The 14,799-nt window shown below is 45.8% G+C and carries 8 protein-coding genes; 5 read left to right on the top strand and 3 right to left on the bottom strand.

All coding sequences use genetic code 11. From position 1 onward, the window contains the following. Positions 1-19: 19 nt before the first annotated feature. A complete protein-coding gene (gyrA, locus tag BT112_RS08660) occupies positions 20-2,542 on the bottom strand; it encodes a DNA gyrase subunit A (RefSeq protein ID WP_072316977.1) in 2,523 nt (840 codons plus the stop codon). A 516-nt stretch (positions 2,543-3,058) separates the two neighbouring features. Between gyrA and BT112_RS08650 the strand changes: the two genes are divergently transcribed. The 3 genes from BT112_RS08650 (at position 3,059) to BT112_RS08640 (ending at position 7,834) form a co-directional block, all read left to right on the top strand. Continuing rightward, positions 3,059-5,611 carry an ATP-dependent Clp protease ATP-binding subunit gene (locus BT112_RS08650; RefSeq protein ID WP_072316975.1) on the top strand — a complete coding sequence of 851 codons (2,553 nt, stop codon included), beginning with the start codon at positions 3,059-3,061 and terminating at the stop codon, positions 5,609-5,611. 197 nt (positions 5,612-5,808) lie between these two features. Then, entirely contained in the window at positions 5,809-7,188 is a 1,380-nt protein-coding gene (rimK, locus tag BT112_RS08645; protein ID WP_072316974.1) for a 30S ribosomal protein S6--L-glutamate ligase, read from the top strand. Between the two features lie 259 nt (positions 7,189-7,447). Then, positions 7,448-7,834, top strand: coding sequence for a hypothetical protein (locus BT112_RS08640; RefSeq protein WP_072316973.1), 387 nt, complete (start codon positions 7,448-7,450; stop codon positions 7,832-7,834). A gap of 26 nt (positions 7,835-7,860) precedes the next feature. Here BT112_RS08640 and hutH read toward each other — a convergent pair whose 3' ends face one another. After that, positions 7,861-9,372, bottom strand: coding sequence for a histidine ammonia-lyase (gene hutH, locus BT112_RS08635; RefSeq protein ID WP_072317091.1), 1,512 nt, complete (start codon positions 9,370-9,372; stop codon positions 7,861-7,863). 116 nt (positions 9,373-9,488) lie between these two features. Continuing rightward, positions 9,489-11,042, bottom strand: coding sequence for a bifunctional ADP-dependent NAD(P)H-hydrate dehydratase/NAD(P)H-hydrate epimerase (locus BT112_RS08630; RefSeq protein WP_072316972.1), 1,554 nt, complete (start codon positions 11,040-11,042; stop codon positions 9,489-9,491). Positions 11,043-11,347: 305 nt separating this feature from the next. On the opposite strand from BT112_RS08630, the gene thrA reads away from it, so the two are divergent. Next, positions 11,348-13,795: a bifunctional aspartate kinase/homoserine dehydrogenase I gene (gene thrA / locus BT112_RS08625; RefSeq protein WP_072316971.1), complete on the top strand. Its 2,448-nt coding sequence runs from the start codon at positions 11,348-11,350 to the stop codon at positions 13,793-13,795. Positions 13,796-13,873: 78 nt separating this feature from the next. Then, entirely contained in the window at positions 13,874-14,797 is a 924-nt protein-coding gene (locus tag BT112_RS08620; RefSeq protein WP_072316970.1) for a homoserine kinase, read from the top strand. Positions 14,798-14,799 lie beyond the last annotated feature (2 nt).

The raw sequence follows: 14,799 nt of genomic DNA, 5'->3' as shown, positions 1-14,799 counted from the left end.
ATATAATTTTTTAACAAAATTACACATCGGCCTCCGTAATATCCGTATCGGTTCCGTCAAGTTCCAGATCTTCGGCTTCTTCTTCACGCATGACTTTAGCTACCGCAGCAATAGAATCCTTACCTTTGATACTGATAAGTCTCACTCCCTGGGTGGCACGGCCCATAACGCGCAGATCACTCACTTTCAAACGAATAGCGATGCCCGATTTATTTATAATCATCAGGTCGTCCGTGTCCGATACGCTTTTTATGGCTACTAATTTACCGGTTTTTTCCGTAATAGAAATGGTTTTTACACCTTTTCCTCCACGATTTGTAATTCGGTATATAGGGCTGCCGTCTTCAGGGTCATCGATAAAGGTTCGTTTTCCGTAACCATTCTCCGAAACCACAAGAACACTTTCCTCCTGCGGGTTATCAATGGTGATCATCCCGACCACTTCATCCGAATCATCGGCGAGGGTAATCCCCCGTACTCCCGAAGCGTTTCGTCCCATGGGTCTGGTCTTTTCTTCCTCAAAACGTACTGCTTTACCCGATTGTACGGCGAGCATCACCTGGCTGGTACCCGTGGTGAGTTTCGCTTCCAGCAATTCATCGTCTTCACGGATGGTTATGGCATTGATACCATTTTGTCTCGGACGGGAATACTGCTCCAGGGAAGTCTTTTTAACGATTCCTTTCTTGGTGGCCATAATCACATAGTGATTATTGATGTACGCTTCATCTTTAAGGTCTTTCGTGCAGATAAAAGCTTTCACCTTATCATCCTGTTCGATATTGATCAGGTTCTGTATCGCACGGCCCTTGGAAGTCCTTGTGCCCTCCGGTATTTCATAAACACGGAGCCAGAAACATTTTCCTTTCTGTGTAAAGAAGATCATGTACTGGTGATTGGTTCCTACAAAAAGATGCTCGAGGAAATCTTCGTTACGCGTATTGGATGCCTTTTGCCCCACTCCACCCCTGTTCTGGGTTTTGTATTCGGACAGGGAAGTTCTCTTGATATATCCCGCATGCGAAATGGTTATAACAACCTGCTCATCCGGAATCATATCTTCTATGCTCAGGTCACCTCCGGCATATTCTATCGTAGATCTTCTCGGGTCGCCGTATTTATCCCGGACCTCCTGAAGTTCTTCTTTGATGATCTCCATTCTGCGTTCCTTACGGGCCAGGATATCCTTTAATTCTTCGATCAGTTGTTTGATCTCTTCATATTCCGCACGCAGTTTGTCCTGCTCCAGTCCTGTAAGTTGTCTCAATCGCATTTCTACGATCGCTCTGGCCTGAACTTCCGAAAGTGAGAACCTCTCCATGAGTTTTCCCCGGGCTTCTTCCGCATTGCTGGACCCTCGTATAATAGCGATAACCTCGTCTATATTATCCGAAGCGATGATGAGTCCTTCCAGGATATGAGCCCGCTCTTCGGCCTTCTTCAGTTCATATTCCGTACGGCGAACAACAACCTCATGCCTGTGTTCTACGAAATGATGGATCATTTCCTTGAGGTTCAGCAATTGCGGACGTCCTTTTACAAGTGCGATATTATTCACACTGAACGAAGATTGCAGTGCGGTATACTTATATAAGGTATTCAGAACGATATTGGGTATCGCATCTCTTTTGAGTACATATACGATACGCATACCGTTACGATCCGATTCGTCACGGATATTGGAAATACCTTCCAGTTTCTTTTCATTGACCAGGTCTGCGGTTTTCTTGATCATTTCCGCCTTGTTTACCTGGTACGGAATCTCGGTAACAATTATACATTCGCGTCCCTGTACCTCTTCGATGACCGCTTTGGCACGGATAACGACTCTTCCTTTACCGGTTTTAAAAGCCTCCCGTACGCCGTCATATCCGTAGATAATTCCTCCGGTTGGAAAATCCGGTGCTTTGATATGCTGTATCAGTTCGTCGATCTCTATATCGTGATTGTCGATATAGGCTATCGTACCGTCCACAACTTCCGCCAGGTTATGGGGAGGCATATTGGTCGCCATACCTACGGCAATTCCGGAAGCGCCGTTAACAAGGAGATTGGGTACCCTGGTAGGCAGTACTGTCGGTTCTTTCAGCGTATCGTCAAAGTTCAGGGAGTGGTCCACTGTCTCTTTGTCTATATCTGCCAACATGTCTTCCGAGATCTTACGCATCCGTGCCTCGGTATATCGCATCGCAGCAGGCGGATCACCGTCTACCGAACCGAAGTTACCTTGTCCGTCAACCAGCATGTAACGAAGGCTCCATTCCTGGGCCATCCTTACCATGGTATCATATACGGAGCTATCCCCGTGCGGGTGGTACTTCCCCAGAACCTCTCCAACTATCCTCGCCGATTTTTTATAAGGTCGATTGCTGAGTACGCCCAGTTCATACATTCCGAACAGAACCCTTCTGTGTACCGGCTTCAATCCGTCCCTTACGTCCGGAAGCGCACGTGACACAATGACCGACATCGAATAATCGATGTAAGCCGACTTCATCTCATCTTCAATGTTAATAGGGATCAGCTTTTCTCCTTCTGCCATATTAAAAAAATTAATTATACAGGTTTAATTTCAAATCGAGCCAATATACGGATTTTATTCACTTTCCTCCGGCAAAAGACCTTCCTTTTTTAAGTATTTTATCAACAGTAAATGCAGGTATACGGCATGTGATCAGACCCCTGTGACTACCAATATATTATGGTCTCAGCGCTTTTACCCGAAGTACACTCCCCGGTAGCCAGGACAGGCCGTTTGGGGAAGCTACAGACTATCGCTCCGCTTCCGAAGGACCGTTTTTTCTCCCGGTTTTTGTGAAAAAGACAGGAATCCGAAAAGTAAGATGTCCCGCATCCCGCCCGTACCCTCAAAAACCGTTAATAAAATACGGCTTAAAAATTTTTGTTTTTCATAGATTTTTCGTCTATTAGCAGTACGTTCCACTTCAAAGGGTATGGTTTTTGTAATACTGTTATGGATTTTTATTATTTTTAAACCTGTTCCCCGTAACCCATACCTTGATTTTGATTCCGGGGAAAATCGAAAGGAGATAAAATTATGGATGACAATTTTTCACCGAGAGTAAAAGATGTTATTGCTTATAGCAAGGAGGAGGCTTTACGTCTCGGACATGACTTTATAGGCACGGAACACCTTATGCTTGGACTGCTGCGTGACGGTAGTGGCAAAGCAATTAATATACTTCATGCAATGGATGTGGATTTGGATGTGCTACGGAGAAAAGTGGAAATACTGAGTCCGGCAAATTCCGGTACTGCCTTTGTTGCAAGCGATAAAAAAAACCTGCATCTGACCAGGCAGGCGGAGCGCGCTCTGAAAACAACATTTCTGGAAGCAAAACTCTTTCAGAGTTCCTCCATAAACACAGCGCATCTTTTATTGTGCATATTGAGAAACGAAAACGACCCCACGACCAAACTGCTTAATAAACTTAAAGTAGATTACGACGGGGTAAAAGAACAATTTAAGTTTATGAGTGCAAGTGAAGACGAATATATAGACCTGCCTTCCGCCGAGTCCTATTCGGACGAACCGGGAACACCGGAAGAGCCATCGCGGGACAACCCGTTCAACAACCCTTCGGGAGGTAAATCGACCAAAAAATCCAAAACTCCGGTGCTGGATAATTTCGGACGGGATCTTACCCAACTGGCCGAAGAAGGTAAACTGGACCCCGTAGTGGGAAGAGAAAAGGAAATAGAACGGGTATCACAGATACTCAGCCGTAGAAAGAAAAACAATCCGTTACTGGTGGGAGAACCCGGTGTAGGTAAAAGTGCCATCGCCGAGGGGCTTGCCCTGAGGATCGTCAAGAAGAAGGTGTCCCGTATCCTCTACAACAAACGTGTAGTGACACTCGACCTGGCCTCTCTTGTTGCCGGTACCAAGTACCGGGGACAGTTCGAGGAACGGATGAAGGCTGTGATGAACGAATTGGAAAAGAACGATGACATCATCCTCTTTATAGACGAGATCCACACTATCGTAGGTGCCGGTGGAGCAACGGGAAGCCTGGATGCTTCCAACATGTTCAAACCTGCACTGGCCAGAGGAGAAATTCAATGTGTAGGAGCTACCACACTGGACGAGTACCGTCAGTATATCGAGAAAGACGGCGCCCTCGAGCGACGTTTCCAGAAAGTGATCGTGGAACCTACAAGCATTGAAGAAACCATTGAGATTCTTCACAATATCAAAGAAAAATACGAGGAGCATCACAACGTAAACTATACGGAAGAAGCTATCGAGGCCTGTGTGAAGCTCACCAGTCGTTATATGACCGATCGCTACCTTCCGGACAAGGCTATTGACGCTCTGGACGAAGCCGGATCACGGGTACATATTACCAATATGGAAGTTCCCAAACAAATCCTCGAACTGGAAAAACAGCTCGAAGATGTGCGTGTACTGAAAAATTCGGTAGTTAAAAAACAGAAATACGAAGAAGCTGCAAAGCTTCGTGACGATGAAAAGCGACTGGAGAAAGACCTTGCCTCCGCCCAGGAAAAATGGGAAGAAGAAAGCAAACTTCACCGGGAAACCGTTACCGAAGACAACGTTGCTGATGTGGTATCCATGATGAGCGGAGTTCCTGTAAACCGTATAGCGCAGGCAGAAAGCAGCAAACTTGCCAAACTTCCCGAACTCATCAAAGGGAAAGTTATCGGACAGGATGAAGCTGTTAATAAAGTCGTGAAAGCCATACAGCGAAACCGCGCCGGACTCAAAGATCCGAACAAGCCGATAGGCTCCTTTATATTCCTCGGGCAAACCGGTGTAGGTAAAACCCAGCTGGCCAAAGTACTGGCCAGGGAACTTTTCGATTCGGAAGATTCGCTGGTCCGTATAGACATGAGCGAATACATGGAGAAATTCGCCATATCAAGGCTTATCGGAGCACCTCCCGGGTACGTAGGTTATGAAGAAGGCGGGCAACTCACCGAAAAAGTCCGTAGAAAACCCTATGCGGTCATTCTTCTCGACGAGGTCGAAAAGGCGCATCCGGATGTATTCAATATGCTTTTACAGGTGCTTGACGACGGTTACCTGACAGACAGTCTCGGACGAAAAGTAGATTTTCGAAATACGATCATTATCATGACTTCGAATATCGGAGCCAGACAGATCAAGGATTTCGGACAGGGAGTCGGATTCGGCACCACAGCCAAAAAAGCTCAGGAAGGCGAATATCAGAAAAGCGTTATCGAAAATGCCCTGAAAAAAGCCTTTGCTCCCGAATTTCTTAACCGGATCGATGATGTCGTTGTGTTTAATCCGCTCGAGAGAGAAGATATTCACAAAATCATCGATATCGAACTGGAAAGATTGTATTTGCGGATCAAAGATCTCGGCTACAATCTTAAGCTCAGCGGTAAGGCCAAAGATTACATCGCGGAGAAAGGGTTCGATAAGCAGTATGGTGCCCGTCCGCTGAAAAGGGCCATACAAAAATATATCGAAGACGCCCTCGCCGAAGAGATCATCACTTCGAAACTGGGTGAAGGAGACAGTATTTTTATGGACCTGGACAAGGATAGGGACGAATTGACCATCGCTATAAAAAAAGCAGAAGAACCAACAAACAGTTAATGTTCAGATAACAATAAAAATTGGCCGAAGCCGTACTTTATCATGATAAAGTGCGGCTTCTTTTTTTACATCGTCTCACGACGAATACCCGTATAAAAGATAACGTTATATTTACACTTTTTTCTTTTATACTTTTCGTGAATTGTAGTTTATTTGCCGCGTTTTAAAAACAACCATTTACATACACAAAACATACCATGATAGAAAACAAGACCATCGTCGGAAGTGAAGAGTGGGTCAGCCTCCCCCAGCTTCATATTCCCGCCATAAAAGTACGTGTAGACAGCGGTGCCAAGACCTCTGCCCTGCATGCCGTTAATATCAACCCTTTTCTCCGTAATAATGAGACCTGGGTAACTTTCGATGTGTTCCCGATTCAGAATAATGGCAAAAAACTGATTCATTGCGAAGCCCTGGTTATAGATAAAAGAGTCATCAAGAGTTCTACCGGAAACCGGGAAAATCGTTATGTCATCCGTACTTCCCTACATATTAGCGGATCGGCCTGGGACATCGAACTCACCCTGACCAACAGGGATACTATGGGGTATAGAATGCTCCTCGGGAGAGAGGCCATGATGGGCCGTATGCTCGTCGATCCGGAAAGCAGCTTTCTGCTCGGGGCCATGTCTGATGATGATGTCGAAAGCAAATACAATCTTAAAGTAGAAAGCCTGAACGGACTCAAGATCGGGCTGCTGGCCAGCAACCCGGATCTGTACAGTAACCGCAGGATCATAGAGGCCGGGGAACGGAGAGGTCATGATGTTCAGTTCTTCAACATCCGGCAATGTTATATGAAGCTCGATGCCAAGACTCCCGAAATTCATTACCGGGGGGGAAAGATGCTCAATGATCTCGACGCGGTGATCCCTCGTATTCGCCCTTCCATGACCTTTTACGGGTGTGCTCTGACCAGGCAATTCGAATCTCAGAAGATTTTCTGCCTCAACAGTGCGGCGGCCATCAGCCAGTCCAGGGATAAGCTCTTTTCCCTTCAGCTATTACTCAATAATGGCATCGATATTCCTACAACCGGTTTTGCAAATTCTCCGCTCGACACCAACGACCTCATTAAAATGGTCGGAGGATCTCCGCTTATCATCAAATTGCTCGAAGGCACCCAGGGTAAAGGCGTAGTACTGGCGGAAACCAAAAAAGCAGCAGAAAGTGTTATCAATGCTTTTAAGAGTTTGAATGCCAATATTCTGGTACAGGAATTCATCAAGGAAGCCAACGGTAAGGATATACGCTGTTTTGTTATAGACGGTAAGGTTGTAGCCGCGATGCAAAGAGAAGCGCCTCCCGGAGAGTTCAGGGCCAATATGCACCTCGGAGGAACGGCCTCACTGATCAAGGTCACCTCGGAAGAAAAGAAAATTGCGGTAAAAGCGGCAAAAGCCATGGGACTTCAGGTGGCCGGAGTAGATATTATCAGGTCTTCCAAGGGACCGCTCCTGCTCGAAGTGAATTCTTCTCCCGGACTGGAAGGTATAGAAACCGCAACCGAAAAGGACATTGCTTCCCTGATGATAGGGGCCATAGAAAAATATCTGAAATATAACCCGAAACACTAAGCCTTAAATACAGTTGTAATACATTGGGGTATACCCTATACCAAATTAATTTACGGAACCCTCTGTGGGTTCCGTTTTCTATTATTTATTCTTGAAGAATGACATCCCCTCCTGTTTAACGGGATGTTCTTCGGATATATATGCTTTTCATCTATTTTTTTTCTATCCCCTTCATCCACAGTGTACTTTTACCGTATCCTTTCTAAACAACCCGGTCACCTTAATAATAGTTATTTTAATTGGATTTGTCCTTTATATTATGCCGAAAAAAATTAAGCTGGACTTCGGATATCTGGAATTTTATGAAAATTACGTTATTTCAGAAATTAACGAAGGGGTACATATGGTCATTGAACAACAGGATTTGTTACTTTCGCTTTGTAAAGAAAATTTTCAGGACAGACCATTCGGTTATATTTCCCATAGGATATATTCGTATTCCGTCGATCCTTTTACGTATCTTGAACTCGAAAAAATAGATAATTTTATAGCGATTGCTGTGGTAGTAAGTACTACGGCACAACGGCTGAGCTCCAGGATCGAAGAACTGTTCTGTAAAAAGCCCTTTCAATTCTTTTACAACCTGGAAAATGCGAGGTCCTGGATCGACAGCACTATCCGCACAGCAGATATCCCTAAAAACTAATGCCGCTATTTTTTAATGAATATCCCTTAATCAGCGAGCATCTCCTCCCCTATCTCCAAATTATCCAGAAATGAAATTGCCGCCATAATATCGTTGTGCAGAATCCTGTCCTGACTGATAAAAGGTACCTTTTCCCGGAAAGCGTTGAGAAAACGTTCCAGGACAGGTGATGTTTTCGCCGGCTCTCTGAAAACCAGTGCCTGTGAAGCATTGAGCAGTTCGATAGCAAGTATCCGCTCCACATTGTCCAGCAGACGCAGACACTTGGTCGCTGCATTAGCCCCCATACTCACATGATCTTCCTGTCCGTTAGAGGACACAATGCTATCTGTACTCGCGGGGACAGCCAGTTGTTTATTCTGACTTACGATACTGGCAGCCGTATACTGCGGAATCATCAGTCCGGAATTAAGTCCGGGGTCGTTGACCAGAAATGCAGGCAACCCCCGCAGGCCGGAAACCAACTGATACGTCCTGCGCTCCGAGATATTACCGAGTTCGGCCATTGCTATGGAAAGATAATCCAGGGCAAGCGCAAGTGTCTGGCCGTGAAAATTACCGCCCGACAGTATCTTATCCTCCTCCAGGAAAATATTAGGATTGTCCGTCACGGAATTTATCTCCGTTTTGAATGTTTTCCGCACAAAATGGAGCGTGTCTTTCGTGGCCCCGTGCACCTGCGGCATACAACGGAAGGAATACGGATCTTGCACATGTTTCTTTTTTCGCCCGATCAGCTCACTACCTTCCAGAAAACCCGATATCCTTTCCGCAGTTTTCACCTGTCCGCGATGCGGACGTATGAGGTGAATAGACGCATCAAAAGGCTCTATTCTCCCGTCATAAGCTTCGAGCGACACACTCCCTATAAGATCGGCCAGGTAAGAAAGCTTATAAGATTTTATGACCAGTGAAACCCCGTAAGCCCCCATAAACTGAGTGCCATTCAGCAATGCAAGACCTTCCTTGGACTGCAGTTGCACCGGTTCCCACCCCATAATTTTCAGTATCTCGGTTGCTGAGATGACATCTCCGCGGTAATACACTTCTCCTTTGCCTATCAACGGCAAAGCAAGGTGTGCAAGAGGAGCAAGATCTCCGGAGGCTCCCAGCGATCCCTGAGTGTAAACCACAGGGATAACATCATTGTTATAAAAATCCACAAGACGTTGCGCCGTAGATAACTGCACACCACTATATCCGTAAGAAAGTGACTGTATCTTCAGCAAAAGCATAAGCTTTACAATATCGACAGGTGCTTTTTCCCCTGTCCCGCAGGCATGAGACATAACCAGATTTTCCTGCAATTTGTTCAGATGCTCTCCGGATATCTTTACATGGTATAACGACCCGAAGCCGGTATTGATCCCATAGATAGGATCTTTTTGATTTTTAAGCTTTTCATCCAGGAATTCCCTGCACTTCCTGATATTGACCTTAGCCTCTTCGGATAGCGCGATCTTCTTTTTATTCCGGACAATATCGAGTATTTGTTCCAGGTTCAGTATATCCGTGCATATATAATGTGTATCCTTCATTCCTGTAATCATTGTAAAATCGGTCAAAATTCCATATTCAAACCAGAAAATCCAAGTTTTTATTGCTAATTATTTAATATGAAAAGCAAAAACCGGAAATCTATGATTTCCGGGACCTATTTACTGTTTTCCTGTGCAGTTTCCTGCTGAACTTCCGGGCGGGCAAAGAGATCGAGAAAGGCATCGCCCAAGGCTGTTATGATACTTCCTGCCCTCAGCGCTTCATATCCCGTACGAACCGCTGCCAGATCTCCCGCTTTTCCGTGGAGATACACTCCGAGTACAGCTGCGTGCAGACTGGGATATCCCTGCCCGATCAGACCGGTGATGATCCCGGTCAGTACATCACCGCTACCTCCCGTTGCCATACCCGGATTTCCGGTGCTGTTTACATACAGCTTATCATCGTGCAAAACCATGGTATGCGCATCCTTTATCACCAATACGACCCCATGGGTTTTGGAAAACGTTCTGGCCTTATCAAGCTTTTCCCTGTCGTTATCCCAGGGACCAATAAGTCTCTCGAGCTCTTTCGGATGCGGGGTCAGCACGGCGTTTTGCGGAATGTCTTTCAGCAATTCTTTGTTTTCGGATAATATATTCAGTGCATCCGCATCGATAACCAGCGGAATGTCCGTATTCCTGAGAAATGCCCGAAAGGCATCGACCGTGGCAGGGTGTTTTCCCATGCCTATACCTATACCTATGGCTTGGGGCTTTATATCAAAGCTTATCTCCGAAATATGGGTTTCATTAGTATCCGTAAGTACCATAATTTCCGGTAAAGAGGTTTGCAATACCTGATAGGCACATTGTGGAATATAGGCGGTAACCAGTCCGGCTCCGGCAACAAGGCACGCTTCCGAAGCAAGCCGGGCAGCACCTGCTTTTCCGTAACTTCCTCCTATCACAAGAGCATGACCATACGTTCCTTTATGAGAAAACCGCGTCCGCGGCCTGTACAGGCTCAGAGCCTCACTTTTCCCTACCAGTATGGCTTCGGGCTCGGTCTGCTGAAGGAAATCCCGGTCGAGGCCTATATCCAGCACTTCCCAGGAAGTCGTGAAGCTTCCTGTTTCCGGGAGGAAAAATATCAGCTTAGGTATCTGGAAGGTCAGTGTATGTGTCGCCTGAACAACGGCGCTTCCCTTTGTGGTGGCTTTTTCCATAAAAATTCCCGAAGGAATGTCTATGGAGAGCACAAAAGCTCCCGCTGCATTAATATGCCGGATGATCTGTGCTACCCAATCGGAAGGCGGCCGGTTGAGCCCGATACCGAAAATCGCATCGACAACGACATCTTTAGGCCAGATAACAGGTAACACCTCTCCGCTATCTCCGTTGAAATGCTCCGGCCAGTGCTTCATACTCTTTATCCTGTCGAGATTCAGGAGAAAATCGGGTGATCTTTTAGATCCGAAATCCACGACATAGGCCTTGACATGATATCCGCTTTCGAGTAGTTTCCGGGCCACAACCAGGCCGTCGCCACCGTTATTACCGATACCACAAAAAATATGGATTTGTACCGGATTGCCCTGTAACCTGTGATCCAGCCATTCGAAAACCCGATCCCCCGCCCTTTCCATGAGGGCATTACCCGATATATTCTGATTTAATATTGTTAATCTGTCAGCTTCACGTATTTGTTCCTGAGAAAAAATATTCATTATGCTACGTTTTTATTTTTTCATTAATAATTTCGCAAAACTTCAAAAAATGTTTGCTCCTATTGACAAAAGTACTACATTTGAACTGTTAATAATTCAATTAAGTGTCAAAAGCTTCTAACATATCACCCGTTACTTCAAAAGGATGTATTTCTACATCCGGGATGATTTCTTTTGGCATTATTTCTACCGGTATTATTACCCCCTTTGGGGTATAATTTCTTTCATATAATCCATATTAATTTTCTGTTTGAACCAAACTTCAAACCCTTAATACATATAATCAACTCAAGATTTTTTCACACATGAAAGTTTTAAAATTCGGAGGTTCGTCCGTTGCCAATGCTGAACGTATAAAATTGGTAAAAAATAGTATAGAAAGCAATGCCAGAGACCACAAACAAATTGTTGTTGTTTCTGCTTTGGGCGGCGTAACCGATCTTCTTCTGAAAGCTGCCGAGCAGGCTGCCGAACGCAATGAAGCCTATACGCAGATCATTGAAGAAATAGAAAAGCGACATCTCGATACGGCCCGGGAACTACTTCCGGTCTCTTCGCAAAGCAAAGCGCTCAGTGCGATAAAAAGAGAACTGAATACGCTCGAAACACTACTCGAAGGAGCCTTTCTGATCGGGGAAACAACTCCGAAACTGCTGGACAGGATACTGGGATACGGAGAGTTACTTTCTTCGTATATCATAGGGGAATACTTTGTATCAGCGGGTATGGATGCCATCCATAAAGACAGCAGATCGCTTATAAAAACCGATGAAAGTTACGGAAAGGCTGCTGTAGACTTTACAACCACCAATCACCTATGTGAAACTTATTTCGGCACGGTAACTTACAGAACAATCGTACTTCCGGGCTTTATAGCTTCTTCGGTTCATGGAAATTCCACAACGCTCGGCAGAGGTGGTTCGGATTATACCGCTGCGATCATAGCAGGGGCCGTACACGCTTCGGTACTGGAAATATGGACCGATGTCAGCGGTATGTACACCGCCAATCCCAAACTGGTAAAACAGGCATTTGCCATCCCGGATATTTCTTATGAAGAAGCTATGGAACTCTCGCATTTCGGGGCCAAAGTACTCTATCCGCCTACCATACAACCCGTCTTACTCCGGGGTATTCCCATACATATCCGGAATACTTTTGCCCCGGAAGAAAAAGGGACTTTTATACGCAAAAACACCAATGGTTCATCACGGCCCGTACGGGGAATAAGCCATATCGAAAATATAGCGCTCCTTTCACTCGAAGGAAGTGGCATGGTAGGAATATCCGGAATTTCCAAACGTTTCTTTGAAGTATTATCCCTCCATAATATCAACGTGGCACTCATAACACAGGCGTCTTCCGAGCACTCCATCTGTATAGGGATAGCCGAAAAGGACATGGAAAAGGCAGGGAAAGCCATCAATGAAGCTTTCGAATATGAGATCGCTACCAAAAAACTAAATCCTGTTGTCGTAGAAAGCGAACTGGCCATCATAGCCCTCGTCGGCGATAACATGAAGAGTCACCAGGGACTCAGCGGTAAGATGTTCAGTGCATTGGGACAAAACAATGTTAATATCCGCGCTATAGCACAGGGAGCTTCGGAACGCAACATCTCCGCAGTGATTCATAAATCCGATGTTAAAAAAGCGCTCAACACCTTGCACGAACGCTTTTTTGAAGACCATGTAAAGCAGCTCAATATCTTTGTGATGGGTGTGGGAAATGTGGGAGAGAAATTCCTGAACCAGATCGATCGCCAGAAGAAATACCTCAAGGAAAAGCTGAAACTCAATGTCAGGGTGGTAGCGCTTTCCAATTCCAGAAAAATGTATTTCGAAGACAACGGCATCGAACTCGAAAACTGGAAAGAATGTCTCGACAACGGAGAAACCGCAAGCAAGGAAAGATTCTTTGAAAAAGTAAAGGAACTCAACCTGAGGAACAGCATTTTTGTGGATAATACGGCCAGCGATATCGTTGCCGCGACCTATGCGGATTATCTCAAAAACAGCATTGCCGTGGTTACCTGTAATAAAATAGCCTGTTCATCGGACTTTGAGCATTACTCGCTGTTGAAGGATCTGTCCAGGAAGTACAATGCCCCTTTCCTGTTCGAAACCAATGTGGGTGCCGGGTTACCGATCATCGATACACTGAAAAATCTCGTGGCTTCCGGCGATAAAGTCAATAAGATACAGGCCGTACTTTCGGGAAGCCTTAACTTTGTTTTCAATAATTTTGATAGTAACAGTGCTTTTCATGATGTGGTAAAACAGGCCCAGGAAGAAGGTTATACCGAACCGGACCCGAAGATCGACCTGAGTGGTATCGATGTCATGCGAAAAATACTTATCCTTGCCAGGGAAAGCGGTTATCAACTGGAAATCAGCGACATCGAAAACGAATCATTCCTCCCTCAGGAAAGCCTGGATACCGTAACAGTCGATGACTTCTACAAATCGCTGGTTACACACAAATCGCATTTCGAAAAAATATATACCGATGCTGCTTCCGAGGGATGCCGGCTGAAATATGTGGCCCAGTTCGAAAACGGGAAAGCTAAGGTAGGCCTGCAGCACATCCCCAAGGACCACCCGTTCTACAATCTCGAAGGAAAAGACAATATCGTATTGTTCTTTACCGAGAGATACAGCGAACAGCCCTTACTGGTCAAAGGAGCCGGTGCAGGTGCCGATGTAACGGCCTCAGGGATCTTTGCAGATATCATAAGAGCAGGAAATATGTAAAACGAGCGTATTTTAAGGATGTTTATTTAATCCTTTTACAACGGTAATAAACATCCTTAAAACTCCAATAACAACACCATGAACGAATTACGAATATTTTGTCCGGCTACTATAGCCAATGTCACCTGCGGATTTGACGTCCTTGGGCTGTGTCTGGACAACGTTGGGGACGAGATGGTCATCCGGAAAACCGATAAGGGCGAAGTGTCCATTACCCGCATCGAAGGTCAGGACCTGCCGCTGGAGGCCGAAAAAAACGTAGCCGGTGTATCCGCTATGGCTATGCTGAAGGCATTGGGCAGCAAGCAAGGCTTTGAGATCGAAATTTACAAAAAGATCAAACCCGGAAGCGGTATTGGAAGCAGTGCTGCGAGTGCGGCAGGCGCTGTTTTCGGGATCAACAAGTTACTCGGAGAGCCTTTTACGGCAAAAGAGCTCCTTCCGTTTGCCATGGAAGGAGAAAAGCTCGCAAGTGGTGCTCTTCATGCCGATAATGTAGCCCCTGCCCTTCTCGGTGGTTTCTCGCTTGTACGCAGTTATGAACCCCTCGATGTGATAAAGCTTCATACTCCCGGAGCACTTTTTGCCGCTGTTATCCATCCGCAGATCGAAGTCAAAACGGCTGATGCCCGCTCGGTACTCAAACATTCCGTTCCCTTGAAGAAAGCGATCCAGCAATGGGGAAATATGGGCGGACTGGTCAGCGGACTCTATACGGAGGATTACGAGCTTATAGCACGCTCGCTTCACGATGTGATTATCGAGCCTTTGCGAAGCCTGCTTATTCCCAAATTCGACGACGTGAAACGAGCTGCATTGGAAGCCGGGGCCCTCGGAGGCGGAATATCCGGATCGGGGCCTTCTATTTTTGCACTTTGCAAAGGACAGGCCAATGCTGCTGAAGTTGCGGAAAGCATGGCGGGAATTTACGCCGATGCCGGTATTGACTTTGATGTACATGTGTCGGGGATCAATCCTGTTGGAATGCGTATTATTTCCTGAAA

The sequence above is a fragment of the Sinomicrobium oceani genome (genome assembly GCF_900119185.1).
Taxonomy (GTDB): domain Bacteria; phylum Bacteroidota; class Bacteroidia; order Flavobacteriales; family Flavobacteriaceae; genus Sinomicrobium; species Sinomicrobium oceani.
Note: the sequence above shows the minus strand (reverse complement) of the source record. Positions and strands in the feature narration are given on the sequence as shown.

Coding starts and splice junctions, on each gene's coding strand:
- gyrA (WP_072316977.1), bottom strand. CDS start 2,542: ATGGCAGAAGGAGAAAAGCTGATCCCTATTAACATTGAAGATGAGATG.
- BT112_RS08650 (WP_072316975.1), top strand. CDS start 3,059: ATGGATGACAATTTTTCACCGAGAGTAAAAGATGTTATTGCTTATAGC.
- rimK (WP_072316974.1), top strand. CDS start 5,809: ATGATAGAAAACAAGACCATCGTCGGAAGTGAAGAGTGGGTCAGCCTC.
- BT112_RS08640 (WP_072316973.1), top strand. CDS start 7,448: ATGCCGAAAAAAATTAAGCTGGACTTCGGATATCTGGAATTTTATGAA.
- hutH (WP_072317091.1), bottom strand. CDS start 9,372: ATGAAGGATACACATTATATATGCACGGATATACTGAACCTGGAACAA.
- BT112_RS08630 (WP_072316972.1), bottom strand. CDS start 11,042: ATGAATATTTTTTCTCAGGAACAAATACGTGAAGCTGACAGATTAACA.
- thrA (WP_072316971.1), top strand. CDS start 11,348: ATGAAAGTTTTAAAATTCGGAGGTTCGTCCGTTGCCAATGCTGAACGT.
- BT112_RS08620 (WP_072316970.1), top strand. CDS start 13,874: ATGAACGAATTACGAATATTTTGTCCGGCTACTATAGCCAATGTCACC.